The sequence below is a fragment of the Neisseria sp. DTU_2021_1001991_1_SI_NGA_ILE_055 genome (assembly GCF_032342915.1).
GTDB lineage: Bacteria > Pseudomonadota > Gammaproteobacteria > Burkholderiales > Neisseriaceae > Neisseria.
Genome location: NZ_CP135440.1, coordinates 1,068,320 through 1,085,436 on the forward strand (window position 1 = coordinate 1,068,320; position 17,117 = coordinate 1,085,436).

General features: G+C 49.5%; 15 protein-coding genes, 7 tRNA genes and 1 pseudogene. 12 read left to right on the forward strand and 11 right to left on the reverse strand.

Features of this window, described 5'->3' with window-relative positions; genetic code table 11:
* The first annotated feature begins 1 nt into the window (after window position 1).
* Entirely contained in the window at window positions 2-2,281 is a 2,280-nt protein-coding gene (gene clpA, locus RRV97_RS05010) for an ATP-dependent Clp protease ATP-binding subunit ClpA (protein ID WP_315612150.1), read from the forward strand.
* A gap of 66 nt (window positions 2,282-2,347) precedes the next feature.
* Here clpA and tkt read toward each other — a convergent pair whose 3' ends face one another.
* Entirely contained in the window at window positions 2,348-4,327 is a 1,980-nt protein-coding gene (gene tkt / locus RRV97_RS05015; RefSeq protein WP_315612151.1) for a transketolase, read from the reverse strand.
* A 445-nt stretch (window positions 4,328-4,772) separates the two neighbouring features.
* On the opposite strand from tkt, the gene ccoG reads away from it, so the two are divergent.
* From ccoG to RRV97_RS05070, 11 genes and pseudogenes are all read left to right on the forward strand, one after another.
* A complete protein-coding gene (ccoG, locus tag RRV97_RS05020; RefSeq protein WP_049348432.1) occupies window positions 4,773-6,257 on the forward strand; it encodes a cytochrome c oxidase accessory protein CcoG in 1,485 nt (494 codons plus the stop codon).
* A gap of 60 nt (window positions 6,258-6,317) precedes the next feature.
* Complete coding sequence (locus tag RRV97_RS05025) at window positions 6,318-6,827, forward strand: FixH family protein (RefSeq protein WP_315612233.1); 510 nt, start codon at window positions 6,318-6,320, stop codon at window positions 6,825-6,827.
* Window positions 6,828-7,503: 676 nt separating this feature from the next.
* The gene (pgsA, locus tag RRV97_RS05030) at window positions 7,504-8,064 is read left to right on the forward strand and encodes a CDP-diacylglycerol--glycerol-3-phosphate 3-phosphatidyltransferase (protein WP_315612234.1); all 561 of its coding nucleotides are present in this window, start codon (window positions 7,504-7,506) and stop codon (window positions 8,062-8,064) included.
* Window positions 8,065-8,158: 94 nt separating this feature from the next.
* Window positions 8,159-8,234, forward strand: a tRNA-Gly gene (locus RRV97_RS05035).
* A 34-nt stretch (window positions 8,235-8,268) separates the two neighbouring features.
* Window positions 8,269-8,344, forward strand: a tRNA-Gly gene (locus RRV97_RS05040).
* A gap of 24 nt (window positions 8,345-8,368) precedes the next feature.
* Window positions 8,369-8,444: transfer RNA gene (locus RRV97_RS05045), tRNA-Gly, on the forward strand.
* 21 nt (window positions 8,445-8,465) lie between these two features.
* A tRNA-Gly gene (locus RRV97_RS05050) sits at window positions 8,466-8,541 on the forward strand.
* 31 nt (window positions 8,542-8,572) lie between these two features.
* Window positions 8,573-8,646: transfer RNA gene (locus tag RRV97_RS05055), tRNA-Cys, on the forward strand.
* Between the two features lie 10 nt (window positions 8,647-8,656).
* Window positions 8,657-8,734: transfer RNA gene (locus RRV97_RS05060), tRNA-Cys, on the forward strand.
* Window positions 8,735-8,755: 21 nt separating this feature from the next.
* Window positions 8,756-8,845, forward strand: a tRNA-Leu gene (locus tag RRV97_RS05065).
* A 128-nt stretch (window positions 8,846-8,973) separates the two neighbouring features.
* Window positions 8,974-9,254, forward strand: a pseudogene (locus RRV97_RS05070) (transposase); the annotation flags it as partial.
* Window positions 9,255-9,452: 198 nt separating this feature from the next.
* On the opposite strand, the gene rfaD reads toward RRV97_RS05070, so the two are convergent.
* The 10 genes from rfaD to lpxK all read right to left on the reverse strand — a co-directional run bounded on the left by rfaD (window position 9,453) and on the right by lpxK (window position 17,087).
* Window positions 9,453-10,457: an ADP-glyceromanno-heptose 6-epimerase gene (gene rfaD / locus RRV97_RS05075; protein ID WP_315612152.1), complete on the reverse strand. Its 1,005-nt coding sequence runs from the start codon at window positions 10,455-10,457 to the stop codon at window positions 9,453-9,455.
* A 141-nt stretch (window positions 10,458-10,598) separates the two neighbouring features.
* Window positions 10,599-11,561, reverse strand: coding sequence for a D-glycero-beta-D-manno-heptose-7-phosphate kinase (gene rfaE1 / locus RRV97_RS05080; RefSeq protein ID WP_315612153.1), 963 nt, complete (start codon window positions 11,559-11,561; stop codon window positions 10,599-10,601).
* A gap of 54 nt (window positions 11,562-11,615) precedes the next feature.
* Window positions 11,616-12,356, reverse strand: a complete 741-nt coding sequence (pyrF, locus tag RRV97_RS05085; protein ID WP_315612154.1) for an orotidine-5'-phosphate decarboxylase — start codon at window positions 12,354-12,356, stop codon at window positions 11,616-11,618.
* 110 nt (window positions 12,357-12,466) lie between these two features.
* On the reverse strand, window positions 12,467-13,114 hold the full coding sequence (adk, locus tag RRV97_RS05090) for an adenylate kinase (RefSeq protein ID WP_003682888.1): 648 nt from the start codon (window positions 13,112-13,114) through the stop codon (window positions 12,467-12,469).
* A 72-nt stretch (window positions 13,115-13,186) separates the two neighbouring features.
* Window positions 13,187-13,705, reverse strand: a complete 519-nt coding sequence (locus RRV97_RS05095; RefSeq protein WP_003746102.1) for a hypothetical protein — start codon at window positions 13,703-13,705, stop codon at window positions 13,187-13,189.
* 11 nt (window positions 13,706-13,716) lie between these two features.
* On the reverse strand, window positions 13,717-14,478 hold the full coding sequence (gene kdsB, locus RRV97_RS05100) for a 3-deoxy-manno-octulosonate cytidylyltransferase (protein WP_315612155.1): 762 nt from the start codon (window positions 14,476-14,478) through the stop codon (window positions 13,717-13,719).
* Window positions 14,475-14,657 carry a Trm112 family protein gene (locus RRV97_RS05105; protein WP_002221286.1) on the reverse strand — a complete coding sequence of 61 codons (183 nt, stop codon included), beginning with the start codon at window positions 14,655-14,657 and terminating at the stop codon, window positions 14,475-14,477. The genes kdsB and RRV97_RS05105 overlap by 4 nt, the downstream gene beginning before the upstream one ends.
* Before the next feature lie 58 nt (window positions 14,658-14,715).
* Window positions 14,716-15,297: a DUF2059 domain-containing protein gene (locus RRV97_RS05110; RefSeq protein WP_315612156.1), complete on the reverse strand. Its 582-nt coding sequence runs from the start codon at window positions 15,295-15,297 to the stop codon at window positions 14,716-14,718.
* A 49-nt stretch (window positions 15,298-15,346) separates the two neighbouring features.
* Window positions 15,347-16,012, reverse strand: coding sequence for a hypothetical protein (locus tag RRV97_RS05115; protein WP_315612157.1), 666 nt, complete (start codon window positions 16,010-16,012; stop codon window positions 15,347-15,349).
* Between the two features lie 64 nt (window positions 16,013-16,076).
* Window positions 16,077-17,087, reverse strand: coding sequence for a tetraacyldisaccharide 4'-kinase (lpxK, locus tag RRV97_RS05120; RefSeq protein WP_315612158.1), 1,011 nt, complete (start codon window positions 17,085-17,087; stop codon window positions 16,077-16,079).
* Window positions 17,088-17,117: the final 30 nt, after the last annotated feature.

Consider the following 17,117-nt stretch of genomic DNA (forward strand, 5'->3'; position numbering starts at 1 on the left):
CATGCTTTCACCCGAATTGGAACACATCCTGCAATTGCTCTACCGTGAAGCACGCAACGCGCGTTATGAGTTTATCAGCTTGGAACACCTGCTTTTGGTGCTGATAGAAGAAGATGCGGCTGTGCCGAATGTCTTGAAACTGTGTGGTGCGGATTTGAAAGTCCTGTCCGAGCAGCTGGCCGCCAGTGTTGCCGAAAATACGCCGCAAATTCCTGATCATCTTCTGGATACGGTCGAAACCCAGCCGACATTGGGCTTTCAACGCGTCATCCAAAGGGCGATGGTGCATACCCAGTCTGCCGGCAAAGCCGCAGTAGAGCCTTTGGATATTTTGGTTGCCATGATGAGCGAATCCGAAAGCCATGCGGTTTATTTCCTCAAATTGCAATCTATTACGCGCTTTGAAGTCTTGCGTTGCATTGCCCATGGCTCACCCGATGACGAAGACAGCAATGATTCAGACGGCCTGGGACGCGAGGGCGAAGAAGCGGAACCAAAAACCGGCTCCCTTTCCGACTACACCGTCAACCTCAACGCTGAAGTCAAAGCCGGCCGCATTGATCCTTTGATTGGTCGCAAACATGAAATGGAACGACTGGTACAAATCCTGTGCCGCCGCCGCAAAAACAATCCGCTTTTAGTCGGCGAGGCCGGCGTGGGCAAAACCGCACTGGCGGAGGGTTTGGCACATCAAATCGTCAACGGCGACATTCCCGATGCGCTGAAAGAAGCCGAAGTGTACGCGCTGGATATGGGTTCGCTTTTGGCGGGCACGAAATACCGCGGCGACTTTGAAGCGCGGGTCAAATCCGTCTTGAAACAGCTCGAAAAAATCCCGCACGCCATTTTATTTATCGACGAAATCCACACCATCATCGGCGCGGGCAGCACCAGCGGCGGCACGATGGACGCATCTAACCTGCTCAAACCCGCGCTGGCAAAAGGCTCGCTGCGCTGTATTGGTGCAACCACTTACGACGAATACCGCACCATTTTCGACAAAGACCACGCCTTAAGCCGCCGCTTCCAAAAAATCGACGTGGTCGAACCCACCGTCGCCGAAACCGTGCAAATCCTGCGCGGCTTGAAACCGATGTTTGAAGATTTCCACCAAGTGCGCTATACGCAAGGCGCACTCGAAGCCGCCGCCGAACTTTCCGCGCGTTACATCAACGAACGTTTCCTGCCCGACAAAGCCATTGACGTAATGGACGAAGCAGGCGCGGCGCAACGGATTCTGCCCAAATCCAAACAGAAAAAAGTCATAGGCAAAGCGCAAATCGAAACCGTCATCGCCAAAGTCGCGCGGATTCCTGAAAAAACCGTCTCGCATGACGACAAGCAAGTGCTGCAATTCCTCGGCCGCGATTTGAAAAACATGGTTTACGGTCAGGAAAACGCCATCGACGCGCTGGTTGCCGCCGTCAAAATGTCGCGCTCCGGCCTTGCCCTGCCGGACAAACCGATAGGCAGCTTCCTCTTCTCCGGCCCGACCGGCGTCGGCAAAACCGAAGTCGCCAAACAGCTTGCCTACTCGATGGGCGTACCGCTGCAACGCTTTGATATGTCCGAATACATGGAACGCCACGCCGTATCGCGCCTTATCGGTGCGCCGCCGGGCTACGTCGGTTTCGAACGGGGCGGCCTTTTGACCGAAGCCGTCAACAAACAGCCGCACTGCGTGTTGCTCTTGGACGAAATCGAAAAAGCCCATCCCGACATTTTCAACGTCCTCCTGCAAGTCATGGACGCAGGCAAACTGACCGACAACAACGGTAAGAGTGCCGATTTCCGCAACGTCATCCTGATTATGACCACCAACGCAGGCGCGGAAAGCCTCAGCCGCCCCAGCCTCGGCTTTACCGCCAAACGCGAGCGTGGCGACGAAATGCAGGCAATCAACAAACTCTTCACGCCCGAGTTCCGCAACCGTTTGGACGCGATTATCCCGTTTGCGCCCTTGTCCGAACCCGTCATCGCCAAAGTCGTGGACAAATTCCTGCTCCAGCTCGAACACCAGCTCCTCGACAAAAAAGTCGAAGCCGAATTCACGCCGGCATTGCGCAAATATCTGGCGGGAAAAGGTTTCGACCCGCAAATGGGTGCACGCCCGATGAACCGCCTGATTCAGGAAAAAATCCGCAAACCGCTCGCCGACGAACTCCTGTTCGGCAAACTCGCCGACGGCGGCTTCGTGCGGATAGACTGGGATGCAGCAAAAGAAGAAGCCGTGTTGAAGTTTAAGAAAAACAAGGTCAAACCTGAAGCAGAAACTGTTTAACCAGTTGAAAAATAAAAGGCCGTCTGAAATTTCAGACGGCCTTTTTATCTCAATCAAAAATCTGATTTACAAAACGGATTTAACAGTAGCAACCACATTGTCTACGGTAAAGCCGAATTCTTTGAATAGCAAATCAGCAGGTGCAGACTCGCCGAAGCGATTGATACCGACTACTGCGCCGTTCAAACCGACGTATTTATACCAACCGTCGGCGTGTCCGGCTTCTACGGCTACGCGTGGCAAACCTTCCGGCAGAACGGCAGCTTTATAGGCAGCATCTTGGCGGTCGAATACGTTGGTGGATGGCATGGAAACGACATGCACGGCAACACCTTGTTCTGCCAATACTTTTTGCGCTTCAAGAGCCAATTCAACTTCAGAACCGGTGGCAATGATGACAGCTTGGGCGTTGACTTGGGCTTCGCTGATGACGTAGCCGCCGCGTTTGATGTCGTTCAGTTGTTGTTCGTTGCGTGCTTGGAATTTCAGGTTTTGACGGCTGAAAATCAAGCTGGACGGATGATCAGCCGCTTTAACGGCTTCAGACCACGCCACCAAGGATTCAACGGTATCGCACGGACGCCATACGTCCATATTCGGAATCAGGCGCAGGGTGGCGGTTTGCTCGACAGGTTGGTGGGTTGGGCCGTCTTCACCCAAACCGATGGAGTCGTGGGTAAACACAAATACTGGGTTGATTTTCATCAGCGCCGCCATGCGCAGGGCGTTGCGTTCGTATTCGCTGAACATCAGGAAAGTCGCACCGAAGGGTTTTACGCCGCCGTGCAAGGCAAGGCCGTTCATGATGGCGCCCATGCCGAACTCGCGTACGCCGTAGTGGATGTAGTTGCCGCCGTGTTCGCGGGTAACGGAGACGCTATTTGACCAGTCAGTCAGATTGGATGGCGTCAAGTCGGCAGAACCGCCCATCAACTCAGGCAGCTCTTTGGCCAGAATTTCGATGCTGTTTTGGCTGGCTTTACGGGTGGCGATGGTTTCGGCTTTGGCGCACACTTCTTTCAATGCGGCTTGAACGTATGCATCGAAGTTGTCCGGCAGTTTTTTATCCATGCGGCGCACGAATTCTGCGGCTTCGGCGGGATATTTGGCTTGATATTGAGCGAAGAGTTCGTTCCATTCAGCCTCAAGTTTCGCACCTTTTTCTTTTGCATCCCATGCAGCATAGATTTCTTGAGGAATTTCAAACGCAGGATAAGCCCAACCCAAATGTTTGCGCGTAGCTTCGATCTCGTCCGCACCCAAAGGCGCACCGTGGGTTTTGTGGCTGCCTTCTTTGTTGGCGCTGCCTTTGCCGATTAAGGTTTTGCAGCAAATCAGGGAAGGTTTGCCGGTTTCGGCTTTGGCCGCTTCAATGGCCGTCTGAATGGCATCAGTGTCATGACCGTTTACATTTGGAATCACATGCCAGCCGTAGCTTTCAAAGCGTTGCGGGATGTTTTCGGTAAACCAACCGTCCACTTTACCGTCAATGGAAATATTGTTGTCATCATATAAAACAATCAGCTTGCCCAAGCCCAAAGTGCCGGCGAGCGAACAGGCTTCGTGCGACACGCCTTCCATCATGCAGCCATCGCCCATGAAGACGTAGGTGTGGTGGTCAACGATGTTTAAGCCGTCTTTATTGAATTCGGCAGCCAAGATTTTTTCGGCCAAAGCCATGCCCACTGCGTTGGCAATACCTTGTCCCAACGGGCCGGTCGTGGTTTCCACGCCGTCGGTGTAACCGTATTCGGGGTGGCCGGGGGTTTTGCTGTGCAATTGGCGGAAGTTTTTCAAGTCTTCGATGGATACGTTGTAGCCGGTCAGGTGCAATAGGCTGTAAAGAATCATGGAAGCATGACCATTGGAGAGGACAAAACGGTCGCGGTTGTAGAATTTTGGGTTGGCCGGATTATGATTGAGGAACTTCGTCCACAACACTTCCGCCATTTCCGCCATACCCATAGGTGCGCCGGGGTGGCCGGAGTTGGCTTTCTGTACGGCATCGACTGAGAGGAAACGGATTGCGTTTGCCAGTTGAGACATGGTTTGACCTTCCTTGGACAAGATTGGAAATATGAAAAAAGGTGTACCGATTATCGCCTGAATCAGCCGTGCTTTCAAGGATAGCTTTTGATATTCGCTTTGTCAGACGGCCTGTTTCCACTCGGTTACCCGAAACGGAATGAATAGATGATATTAACTGTTATTTCGTTTTGAAACAGTGCTTTATATATTTTTATCGTGTAAATAGCAAATCACTATAAGTTTGCACACAGACTGATTCGTAAACCTTTGAATACTGCCCTTTTCAGACGGCCCTACATCAAACGGCCGCAAGGAATCCATTGTTAAGATGAAGTCCTTCTTTTGCTTTGAATAGAGTCAAATGTTATGATTTGTATGCACGCGAAAAGGCCGTCTGAAAATATTCACATCAAACTACTACCATGACAACAGGCTTGTGTGCACTTCATCAAGGAACACTGAAATGTCACCAGAAAACCAAGCTGAAAACACCACACCCTCAACAGAAAAAACAGCAAAAGCCACTCCGCCCAAACCTTCCAAACCCAAATCCAGCGTGATTCAAATCCATCCCGAAGGCGAACGCATCCATCCCAAAAAGGCGGAAGGACGCTTTGCCAAACTGCGTATCGCCGCCGTATTGGCGACCCAGTTTGTATTTTACGTTATTCCATGGTTCAACTGGAGCGGCCGTCAGGCGGTTTTATTCAATATCCCTGACCGTCATTTCTTCATTTTCGGACTGTCGCTGGGCATGGGCGATTTGATCTACCTTGCCTTGCTGCTGATGATTTGCGCATTCGGATTGTTTTGGTGGACAACCATTGCCGGTCGTTTGTGGTGCGGCTATTCATGCCCGCAAACGGTTTACACCGAAATTATGCTGTGGATCGACAACTTGGTCGAAGGCGATAGAAACAAACGCCTGAAACTGGAAAAATCGCCTTGGAACTTTACTAAAATTCGCATCAAAGCCACTAAATACCTGCTGATTTTCCTTGTCTGCGCATGGACAGGCATCACTTTTGCAGGCTGGTTTGTCCCGATCCGCCAGTTTGTTCCTGATTTGTTTGCCGGAGCAGCAGGCGGCGGCGCGATGTTTGCCGCAGCGTTTTACGGATTCATGACTTTCTTCTTCGCCCACATCATGCGCGAAAAAGTGTGCCTGCATATGTGTCCGTATGCACGCTTCCAAAGTGCAATGTTTGACAAAGACACGCTGATTATTTCTTACGATGCCGAACGCGGCGAACCACGCGGCGCACGCAAGAAAACCGCCAACAAAGAAGACAGCGGCTTGGGCGACTGCATCAACTGCACCATGTGCGTGCAAGTCTGTCCCGTCGGTATCGACATCCGCGACGGTTTGCAATACCAATGTATCGGCTGCGCAGCGTGTATCGATGCCTGTGACGAAATCATGGACAAAATGGGCTACGAGCGCGGCTTGATCCGTTATACGACCGAAGGCGCGTTGGAACACGAATACCCTGAAAGCGACATCAAAAAACGCTTGAAACGTCCGCGCGTAGCCGGTTATGGCGCAGTACTCCTGGTGGTCATCATCGCCTTCCTGGTCGGCATTTCCACCCGAAAAATGGTCGAAGTTGATATCCTGAAAGACCGTGGCGTCATGGTTCGCGAAAACAGCCAAGGCTGGTTGGAAAATGCCTATAACCTGCGCATTATCAACAATAGTGAAAACGAACAACTGATGACTGCAACCGTCAAAGGCTTTGATGAAATCGCGCTGACCGGCCTGCCTGAAAACGGTATTAAAATTGCGCCGCGGGAAACCGTTACCATCCCGGTACAGGTATCTACCATTCCCGAATATGCCGACAAAGGCAGCCATCCGATCGAATTTACCTTTACCTATCGCGAGACCGGCTCTGCCGACTCCAAACCGACTACTTTAGAAGAAAAAGCAACCTTTATCGGAGAATAAACGGTGTCCCCACAACCCCAAATCAAACCTTGGTACAAACATATTTGGCCCTGGGTGCTGATGGCCGGCCCCATCTTCGTCGTTATCGCCAGCGTTTCCATGTTCTTCGTCGCAAAAGAACACACGACAGACTTGGTGTCTGACGATTACTACAAAGACGGCAAACACATCGAAATCCAACTTCACCGCGATGAAGAAGCCGTTAAACGGCAAATTCAGGTGCAGGTTTTAATCAGTCCGGATATGAACGCCGCCAAAGTATTCGTCAGCGGACAATTCGATACCAAACAGCCATTAAACCTGTTGTTGATGCACCCGACGCGCAAAGCCGATGACCAAACCGTCAAGCTGCGCGCCGTAACAGTCGAACCACAAAACGGCCGCATGGAATACGAAGCAGTCTTTAAGCCTTTACGCCCAACCAACCATTGGTACTTACGCGTTGAAGATGCCTCAGGCGTATGGCGTGTTGAAAACAAATGGATAGTCAGCCAAGGCAATGCAGTCAACCTGACACCCATGGACAAATTGTTCGACAACGGCAAACAAGCCGCTTCAACAGAACAATAAATCCCGACCCAGGCCGTCTGAAACCTTTCAGACGGCCTGAAATCTTCATACCCTCTTATATTCTCTTCCAAATATGATTTTTTCCGATTGGCGCCGACTGACCGAAAACGAAGTCCGTATGGCAAAACAAGTTTTTGCGGACAGCATAGACTTCCACCGCATCAAAATATATCGCGGCATTCCGCTTCTACCCAACGCCAATACCGCCATTGCACCCAATGGAAACATATACTTTCCGCGTAAACACTGCCCCGAAGATTTCACTCAAGCCGGCATAGCCTACAAAATTTGGCTGATTCATGAGCTGACACATGTCTGGCAACACCAGCGCGGTCACAAAGTTTGGCTTTCCGGCATATTCATCATGCTCAAAGGCGGATACAGAAAACGCAAAGCTTACGCCTACCCCATCCCCTTACCCCACATCAACCAATTAAATATCGAACAGCAGGCAGACCTTATTGCCCACTATTTCGCAGCTACTTCTCTACCCAAAAACATTTACACCCCGCAACAGCCTATTTTTCAGACGGCCTTAGCAGATTTTCTTCACAATCCACACGACAAAAATCTATGCCCAAGATACTTGTCGGCAAAAAAACAACACTTCAAAAAGCAGAGTGAACAAATAAGCTATAATGAACAACCCGACACATCATCCAAAAGATCCCAAACCATGCCTTGGAACATACCTATTTTACTTACCTGGATGCGCGTCCTATTAATCCCCGTGTTCACCATCCTATTCTATTTACCGAACACATGGATTCAACCACAAACCGTCAACTGGACAGCCGCCGTCATCTTTGCACTTGCCGCTATTACAGACTGGTTCGACGGCTTTTTGGCACGCCGCTGGAAACAAACTTCCGACTTTGGCGCATTCCTCGACCCCGTTGCCGACAAACTCATGGTCGCAGTTGCCCTGCTCCTGCTCGTCAGCCTTGGCAGAACATACGCCATCTTCGCCATGATTATTATCGGCCGGGAAATTACCATTTCCGCCTTGCGCGAATGGATGGCACAAATGGGCAAACGCGGCAGCGTTGCAGTGGCCACTATCGGTAAATTCAAAACCACTGCCCAAATGATCGCCATCTTCCTTTTGCTTATCGGCACAGACAAATATAATGATCCTTTCTATCTCATTGGTAACATATTGATGTTTATAGCATCTGTATTGACCATCTGGTCAATGTGCTACTACCTGAAAATGGCATGGAAAGAATTCAAATAAATTTTTTAAAAAAATAAAAACAAAACACTTGACGCACGCGATTAAATCCATAATAATTGCGTCTTCTTCGATATACGAAGCAACAAATATCAGAGCGGGAATAGCTCAGTTGGTAGAGCGCAACCTTGCCAAGGTTGAGGTCGCGAGTTCGAGACTCGTTTCCCGCTCCATTCCGATTACTTGTTGATTGTTCTTTTTCAATATGCGGGAATAGCTCAGTTGGTAGAGCGCAACCTTGCCAAGGTTGAGGTCGCGAGTTCGAGACTCGTTTCCCGCTCCAGTTTAATTTCAGATGCACTCAAATGCGGGAATAGCTCAGTTGGTAGAGCGCAACCTTGCCAAGGTTGAGGTCGCGAGTTCGAGACTCGTTTCCCGCTCCATCAAATTATGCATCCGAATATGCGGGAATAGCTCAGTTGGTAGAGCGCAACCTTGCCAAGGTTGAGGTCGCGAGTTCGAGACTCGTTTCCCGCTCCAGTTTCATACTACAACACTCAAACGTAGTTTTGGCGAGATAGCAAAGTGGTTATGCAGCGGATTGCAAATCCGTCTACGCCGGTTCGATTCCGACTCTCGCCTCCATCCCTTTCATGGCGGGGTGGCAGAGTGTTTATGCTATAAGGGGTGCAACCCTTATACAGGCCGGTTCAAATCCGCGCCCCCGCCTCCAATTTCTCAATTTACTGTCTATGCCCGGGTGGTGAAATAGGTAGACACAACGGACTTAAAATCCGTCGGCCCTAAACCGGCCGTGCCGGTTCGATTCCGGCTCCGGGCACCAATAAATATCTGAATTTATTGAAAATCTAAGATTCCAAATTTCTAATTGACAGCTTATTTGTAAGGCTGTCTTTTTTGTTTGTGCCTGATTTGTGTCAAATGTGACAAGCTCCTGCAAAGGCCTCAGACTATGACAGTGAGGAAAACTGGCAATATCTGGAAGAGCATCGGTTACAGGATGGCATTATGCACAAAGCCCACCGTAAACATCCGCTGTCGGAAGCGCAAACCAAACGTAACCGACATCTATCGAAGACCCGTTATGTGGTCGAACAAAGCTTCGGTACGCTGCACCGTAAGTCCCGTCCCGCTACACCCGGGCAGCCTATTTCGGTCTGATTAAAGTGAGTGCGCAAAGCCATCTGAAGGCAATGCGTTTGAATCTGTTGAAAGCGGCTAACAGGCTCTAAATGTGCCTGTTGCTGCCTAAAAGGTGGCTCGGATGCCTGATTAATCAGGTATCCAAGGTGGATTAAGAGGGTATTTGGGTAGAATTAGGAACAATTAGGGGCGAAAACAGCCGAAAATTTGTGTTTGAATTTCGGCTGTTGGGAAGAAAAGGAATTTTACAAAGGTCTCATTTTAAGATTTCCCAAAATAATAAGGACTTAAACCAAGTTCTCCAGCATCCATTTCACGTAACGGCTGACGCCTTGTTTTACATCCAAAAATTCTTCTGTATACCCGGCTTCGCGAAGCTTGGTAATATCCGCTTGAGTGAAGCTCTGATATTTGCCTTTAAGTGCATCTGGGAATGGAATATAGCGAATAAGTTCTTCTTCAACCAGCTCTTTCAAACTCATTTCAGGCTTGCCTTCGGCTGCACGGCAGGCGTTGACGGTGGCGGCGGCGAGTTCGTTAAACTGTTGGCTGCGGCCTGTACCGAGGTTAAAGATGCCTGAAAACTCGGGATGATCGAAGAAGTAAAGGTTAACTTTGGCGACGTCTTCTACGCTGACAAAATCGCGAGTTTGTTCGCCGTTGCCGTAGCCGTCATTGGCGCCAAACAGGTTAACATAGCCGTGTTCTCGGTATTGGTGGAAATGGTGGAAGGCGACGGATGCCATACGGCCTTTATGTTGCTCTTGTTGCCCGTAAACATTGAAGTAACGGAAGCCGACGACTTGGGCGGTCAGGCCTTCTTTCATGCGGCGGCGCAATACTTGGTCAAACAAGAATTTAGAGTAGCCGTACACATTGAGTGGTTTTTCCAGTTCGCGCTCTTCGCGGAAGATTTCGCCTTTGCCGTACACGGCGGCGCTGGAAGCGTAGAGGAACGGAATACGTTCGTCCTGACACCAATCCAAGAGGTCGAGCGTGTACTGATAGTTGTTGTCCATCATATAAAGGCCGTCGTGGTTCATGGTGTCGGAACATGCGCCTTGATGGAAAACCGCTTCGATATTATCGTAAGGCAGAAGATGGCCGCGCACTTGACGGATGAATTCGTGTTTATCGAGATAATGGGCAATTTCACACTCGGCAAGGTTTTTAAATTTTTCGCCTTTGCTCAAATTGTCAACGGCAACAATGTCGGTAATACCGCGCTGGTTAAGTGCTTTGACGATGTTGCTGCCGATAAAGCCGGCCGCGCCTGTCACGATAATGGTCATAATGAGTTTCCTTTATTTTGATTTTTCAGACGGCCTTGAAGTAATCATGCCATCTGAAAATAAAAACTTTTCTGTCTGGATTATTTTCCAATTCTTATTTTCAGACGGCATTTAGAATTTTAAGGCCGTCTGAAACAATCATTATTGCTCTTCCAATGCCTTATTCAACTCTGCAAACGAGCAAACCGACGTACCAAGTTTTGCCACGACAACGCCTGCTGCCGTATTGGCAAGGTGCATCGCTTCGGGCATGGTATAGCCTGCCGCCAAACCCAAGCCCACTCCGGCAATAACGGTATCGCCCGCACCGGATACATCATAAACTTCTTGAGCCCGTGTAGGCTGATAAATCGGCTCACCCTCATTGAACAAGGTCATGCCCTCTTCGCTTCGGGTCAGCAAAATTGCGTTCAAATCAAGATGACGGCGCAGGTTTTGGGCTTTTTCGGTCAAATCGTTTTCGTTTTTCCAACTGCCTACCACTTCTTTCAATTCTGCACGATTCGGCGTAATCAGCGTAGCACCGGCATATTTTTCGTAATCGTCGCCTTTGGGATCGATTAAAACAGGTTTACCGGCCTGTTTCGCCCAATCGATCATATCGGAAATATGCGACAGACCGCCCTTGCCATAATCTGAAAAAATAATGGCATCATATTCAGGCAACACTTCGCGGTATTGCTGCTTGATTTGTTCCAATACCTCACGATGCGGCGGCTCTTCAAAATCAAGTCGGATAAGCTGCTGGTTGCGAGCAACAACGCGCAGTTTGACAGTAGTCGCAATTTGCTTGTCGCGCATCAGATAGGAAGACACACTGTCTTGCGCCATCAACGCATCCAGTGCATCCGCAGCTTCATCATCGCCGGTTACGGACAACAGCCCTGCTTTGCCGCCCAATGAGGCGATATTACGCGCAACGTTTGCCGCGCCACCCGCGCGTTGGTCGATACGTCCAATTTTCGCCACCGGCACGGGGGCTTCAGGAGAAATACGGGACACATCGCCAAACCAATAGCGGTCGAGCATCACATCGCCGACAACAAGGACTTTGGCTTGCGCGAAACGGGATTTGAGGGTTTCTTGTTGGAACTTGGTGGGCATATTGCCTCCGTTGTGTTTTTTCAGACGGCCTCAACCTGTAAGGTCGTCTGAAAATCAGTTTGCTTCAAGGTTCGCCACGCGGTTCACTTCGCGCAATACGGCTACCGGATCGGCAGCTTTGGTTACCGGACGGCCCATTACCAGATAAGTCGAGCCTGCCGCCAATGCTTCGGCCGGTGTCATGATGCGGCGTTGATCGTCGTTATTGCCGGCAACGTCCAAGCGGATACCCGGTGTGACCAAGACGAAATCTTGTCCCAATTCGCGGCGCAATGGTGCGGCTTCTTGAGCGGAACATACCACGCCGTCCAAGCCCGAACTTTGCGCCAGTTTCGCCAAGCGGATGACTTGCTCTTCAGGGGCGATGTTCAAACCGATTTCTGCCAAGTCGCTTTGTTCCATGCTGGTCAACACGGTTACACCGATCAAAAGCGGCTTGGTATGATATCCGGCAACGGCTTCTACGGCGGCTTCCATCATGCGGCGGCCGCCCGATGCGTGCATATCGACCATCCAAACGCCCATATCGGCGGCAACTTTGCATGCCTGAGCGACGGTGTGGGGAATATCGTGGTATTTCAAATCGAGGAAAAGTTTGAAACCTTGATTGATTAAGCTTTCCGCCAAACTGCGACCGGTCGCGGTAAACAGCTCTTTGCCGATTTTGATTTGACACAATGTCGGGTCAAGATTACGGACAAATCCGAGCGTGTCTTTTTCGTTGGCAAAATCAAGGGCGACGATAACGGGAGTACGTTGTTGCTGGGTTTGGAAGTCGGAGATTAAGGGATTCATAAGATGCCTGCGGATAAACGGTTATAGCTTCGATTTTAACAGCTTTTGTACACATAAGGCCGTCTGAAAATATTTTTTCAGACGGCCTTATGATTTTACTTTGGCAAAACTTATTTGCCCAAACCTTTCAATACTTCGGCTTTCACGGCTTCTACCGGCTGAGTGCCGTCAACTTTGATGTATTTAGGTGCGTGTTCGCCTTCCAGTTTGCTGTAGAAATCAACCAAAACTTCGGTTTGTTCATGGTAAACGGCAAGGCGTTTTTTCACGGTTTCTTCTTTGTCGTCGTCGCGTTGAATCAAATCTTCGCCGGTTACGTCGTCTTTGCCTTCGACTTTAGGCGGATTGTAGGTAACGTGGTAAGTACGGCCGGAAGCCAAATGCACGCGGCGGCCGCTCATGCGGTCGACAATCACGCTGTCGGGTACGTCGATTTCAACAACCGCGTCCAAATCCACGCCTGCTTCAACCATCGCTTCGGCTTGTGCCAATGTGCGTGGAAAACCGTCAAACAGGAAACCGTTTTTGCAGTCGTCTTGGGCGATGCGTTCTTTCACCATGCCGATGATGATGTCGTCGCGCACCAAACCGCCTTCATCAATAATTTTTTTTGCTTCCAAACCCAGCGGGGTGCCTGCTTTGATGGCTGCGCGGAGCATGTCGCCGGTAGAAATTTGAGGAATGCCGAATGCAGCGGTGATGAATTGGGCTTGAGTGCCTTTGCCTGCGCCGGGTGCGCCCAACAATAATACTTTCATGATGAGTCCTTCTTGGTTTATGGATTTGATGTTTGTTTAATTCTACACGCCTTGCGTTTATCGTTCAAAACTTCAGACGGCCTGCTCTGCGCCAAAGTGCTGCCACGCATCATCGCGCATTTCGATAAACCAGCTGTCTTCGGGGAAGCGTTCCAACGCGTCTTTCAACGTGGAAAGTAGATTTTGGGACAAGGCTTTTGCCAAATATTCTTCCTCGTTGGCTTCTGCCGCTTTGTCCGGCTGCTGCGCCAAACCGAGGGCGCGTGTCCGATGGCCGTGTGCCAGATAGTTGAGCGCAATCACTTTTTGTGCCCAAAGCTGGGGAATGTCGGGGCTTTCCTGCAACAACACCGATAAAATCGATACGGCGACCGCCAACCGTCCGCCGGTCATGCGCAAATCTAAAGACTGGTTGGGCGGCAGGGTGCTGAGCATTTCTGCCATGCGAAACCAAAATTCGCCGCTGGCCTCGTCGGGCGCGGCCACTTTCAACATTTCGTAGTTGAACTCTTGATCGTCGTCTTTGACCAGCAAAGCGACATCGGCAAGCAGTTTTTGTTCGTCACGGCTCAAATGGCGTAAATCATTCATGTTTTTTCCTTTCAGACGGCCTCGAACACAGCCCTTACCCTGTCCAAATCTTCCTGTGTATCCACGCCGGCGGCTGGCGCTTCTCGAGCAATTTCAACGGCAATCGGATAGCCGTGCCACAAGACGCGCAATTGTTCCAGCGATTCGATGGTTTCCAAAGGAGAAACTTCCATTTCGGAATAGCGTTGCAGGAAACCTGCACGATAGGCATAAATGCCGATATGGCGCAAAACAGCTGTTTCTGAAGGTAATTCGCGTTTTTCGGCGCGCATGGCGTCGCGCGGATAAGGAATCGGGGCGCGGCTGAAATAGATGGCGTTGCGGTTTTTGTCGAGGACGGCTTTGACGACGTTGGGATTCATAAACTCGTCAAAATCGTGCAATTCGTGGGCGGCCGTCGCCATTTGCACATTGTTTTCAACTAAAACTTCAGCCGTACGGTTGATGAGTTCGGGATCGATTAAAGGCTCGTCGCCTTGTACGTTCACGACAATCAGATGCTGCGGCAGTTTCAGCGTACTGGCCGCTTCGGCAAGGCGCGTTGTACCGCTTTCGTGTTGATTGGAAGTCATGACCACTTCGACACCGTGCGCCTGACAGGCCGTCTGAATATCGGGATGGTCGGTGGCAACGACAACACGCGCAGCCTTGCTTTTTGCTGCTTGTTCGGCAACGCGTACAACCATCGGTTTGCCGTGGATGTCCGCCAAGGCTTTTCCGGGCAGGCGCGATGAATCCAGCCGCGCCGGAATCAATACGAAAAATTCGGTCATGCTTTCAGTTCCTCTTCGCTCAACGCTCGTGCTTCATTTTCCAGCATATAAGGGATGCCGTCTTTAATCGGATAAGCCAGCTTCGCCTGACGGCTCCACAATTCCTGTTTGTCTTGATGATATTCCAGCCTGCCTTTGGTAACGGGGCAGACGAGGATGTCTAAGAATTTTTTTTCCATGGGTTTCTTTCGTTTGATAAATTGGAGGTCGTCTGAAATATTTTCAGACGACTATAATTTATTTCTTATGCTTTTTCCCAACCTGTTTGGCTTGTTTACAGCTTGTATCAGGTTTTTTGCCACCGCACATGATACCTTGCATCTCTTTCGCAAATTCAGGCATATGACGCTGTGCAACTTTCTCTGTTAATGCCAATCCAAAAGTCATTAGTTCGTTCATAGCTTGATTGAGCATAAAAGGAGTCTTAACAACAACAGCCTGCCCGACAGGTGAACTATTAAAGGCAATCATGCCGTCAACTTCTTCTTGAGTATATGTTAATTTAGCATTCTTTAATAAATTATTGCGGATAGTCTGTTTCACTTCGGGCGTGATCAAATCTCTCAAAACATTTTCGCGATAACGATCAATAGCTTTTGCCATTTGCTCTTTTTTCGCTTCTGGTACTTTGGCAAGGGCTTTATCTGCATACGGTTTAAATCCAACATTGAAACCGTCAATCATATTTTTTTCTAATTCCCGGTCAAAAAACTGCGTATCCAACCAACGCTCCAGTGACTCATCGCTAGGTGTAGCGGCAAACGCATTGGCACACAATACCAGTACGGCGAAGGGCAATAATAAGGTTTTCAGCTTCATCTTTTTCTACCTTTCAACAAAAAATAAATATTTTCAGATAGTCGGAAAATTATTTGGCACACTTCGGCAAATGTTGGTTGCCTTTGCATAAAATACCATGTGTTTGCTCCTCAAAAGCAGGCGTATATTTATTGCTTGCATTGAGGTAGTTTTGACTCATGGTTTTGTGGATAATCTCATCACTCAGCTTATCGAAATGCTTAATTTTCTCGAGCGCAGACTTACCGGCACCATGCCCAAATGCTTCAGCCATCTTTTCTATATCCGATTGGCTCAATACATCCTCAAGATTTCCACCATGCTGTTGTAAATTTCTTATCTTTTTCAAAATATTTTTTCTCTGAGCCGAAGAGAAAAAACGGTTGGTTACATCGACTTCTTCTTGTGTAAATACTTTCTGTACGGCACGCTTTTCTTCATCCAACCATTGTTTTTTCAACTCAGGGCGACTCAAATCGTCTTGCATATTTTTCATATAACGGCTGATGACCGCCTTCATCTGCGCTTTTTGCGCTTTGGGCGTCATCGCTAACAAGCGCTCATTGTCCTCTTTATTCACCATCTCCAAAGAACGTTGTACCTTCTCGCTATAATTATTGCTTATGTTTTGAATATCCAACCATTTCATTACAGATTCATCACTTGGTTTAGCAGCTAAGCTTTGGGTGGATACAAATAAAGCTGCGCAAGCGACCAACAAATATTTTAACTTCATGATTTACTCCTATCGCGTAGTTTGAAGATCATCTTTAAAACATCTGTGAAACATCTATAAGCATTTAGATTGAAACATTCGCGGATACAAACGCCGCCAAGTCCGGCTCAATTATCGCATAAACAGGCAACACCCACACATGATTCAGGCCGTGTCCGTCTGAAAACTTGACCGCATCTTTCTCCGTAATAATGACCATGTCCGCATTGGGCAAGTCCGCCGCTGCGATGTCGGCATGGTCGGGCAGTGCGACGGTTTGATTCAAGGTAATGCCCATGTTCCGCAGCGAATCGAAAAAACGCTCCGGCTTGGCGATACCGGCGACGGCGACGACGGTTTGATTTTCCAAGCCTTCCAAATTCAATTTTTCAGACGGCCTGTTCAAACGGTAAATCTGCCCTGTTTCAATATGGCTGGCAAACATATTTTCAGACGGCCTAAACGCCGCATCTGCTTTTCCGCCGCTGACGACAACCGCATCAACGGAAGCCAAACGAGACAAAGGTTCGCGCAAGCTGCCGTTGGGCAGCAAATCCAAATTGGTGCGCCCTGTATCTACCGCCGGGAATACGGCAATTTCCATATCGCGCTGCAAGGCATAATGTTGCAAGCCGTCGTCGGCCACAATCAATTCAAGCTCCGGATGCGCTGCAAGCAATGCCCTGCCTGCTTCTGCACGGCTACTGCCTACCGCCGTCGGCGCATCGGTTTGGCGAAACAGCAATAAAGGCTCGTCGCCTGCATCTGCCGCGCTGCTGGCTGTATTCAATACATGAACCGCCTTACTCTTACGCCCGTAACCTCGGCTGATGATACCGACCTTAACGCCCTTTTCCTGCAAGCCCGACACCAGCGCGGCGACTATCGGCGTTTTCCCCGTCCCGCCTGCATGGATATTACCGACCACCACCACTGGCACAGGCAATTTTTCGCTTTTCAGACGGCCTGAAACAAAATCATTGCGCCGTTTCGCCGCAATTTTGGCAAACAACTTGGACAATGGTTTGAGCAGCAAAGACAAAAACGGATTGGGGGATTGCCAATGGCGCTCGATAATTTGGTGGAGTTTGGGCATACGCACGGCTTTTGAAGCGAAAATCAAACG

What these genes read in the sequence shown, in the direction of transcription:
- clpA (WP_315612150.1), top strand. Translation starts at nt 2, where the DNA reads ATGCTTTCACCCGAATTGGAACACATCCTGCAATTGCTCTACCGTGAA.
- tkt (WP_315612151.1), bottom strand. Translation starts at nt 4,327, where the DNA reads ATGTCTCAACTGGCAAACGCAATCCGTTTCCTCTCAGTCGATGCCGTA.
- ccoG (WP_049348432.1), top strand. Translation starts at nt 4,773, where the DNA reads ATGTCACCAGAAAACCAAGCTGAAAACACCACACCCTCAACAGAAAAA.
- RRV97_RS05025 (WP_315612233.1), top strand. Translation starts at nt 6,318, where the DNA reads ATGGCCGGCCCCATCTTCGTCGTTATCGCCAGCGTTTCCATGTTCTTC.
- pgsA (WP_315612234.1), top strand. Translation starts at nt 7,504, where the DNA reads ATGCCTTGGAACATACCTATTTTACTTACCTGGATGCGCGTCCTATTA.
- rfaD (WP_315612152.1), bottom strand. Translation starts at nt 10,457, where the DNA reads ATGACCATTATCGTGACAGGCGCGGCCGGCTTTATCGGCAGCAACATC.
- rfaE1 (WP_315612153.1), bottom strand. Translation starts at nt 11,561, where the DNA reads ATGCCCACCAAGTTCCAACAAGAAACCCTCAAATCCCGTTTCGCGCAA.
- pyrF (WP_315612154.1), bottom strand. Translation starts at nt 12,356, where the DNA reads ATGAATCCCTTAATCTCCGACTTCCAAACCCAGCAACAACGTACTCCC.
- adk (WP_003682888.1), bottom strand. Translation starts at nt 13,114, where the DNA reads ATGAAAGTATTATTGTTGGGCGCACCCGGCGCAGGCAAAGGCACTCAA.
- RRV97_RS05095 (WP_003746102.1), bottom strand. Translation starts at nt 13,705, where the DNA reads ATGAATGATTTACGCCATTTGAGCCGTGACGAACAAAAACTGCTTGCC.
- kdsB (WP_315612155.1), bottom strand. Translation starts at nt 14,478, where the DNA reads ATGACCGAATTTTTCGTATTGATTCCGGCGCGGCTGGATTCATCGCGC.
- RRV97_RS05105 (WP_002221286.1), bottom strand. Translation starts at nt 14,657, where the DNA reads ATGGAAAAAAAATTCTTAGACATCCTCGTCTGCCCCGTTACCAAAGGC.
- RRV97_RS05110 (WP_315612156.1), bottom strand. Translation starts at nt 15,297, where the DNA reads ATGAAGCTGAAAACCTTATTATTGCCCTTCGCCGTACTGGTATTGTGT.
- RRV97_RS05115 (WP_315612157.1), bottom strand. Translation starts at nt 16,012, where the DNA reads ATGAAGTTAAAATATTTGTTGGTCGCTTGCGCAGCTTTATTTGTATCC.
- lpxK (WP_315612158.1), bottom strand. Translation starts at nt 17,087, where the DNA reads ATGCCCAAACTCCACCAAATTATCGAGCGCCATTGGCAATCCCCCAAT.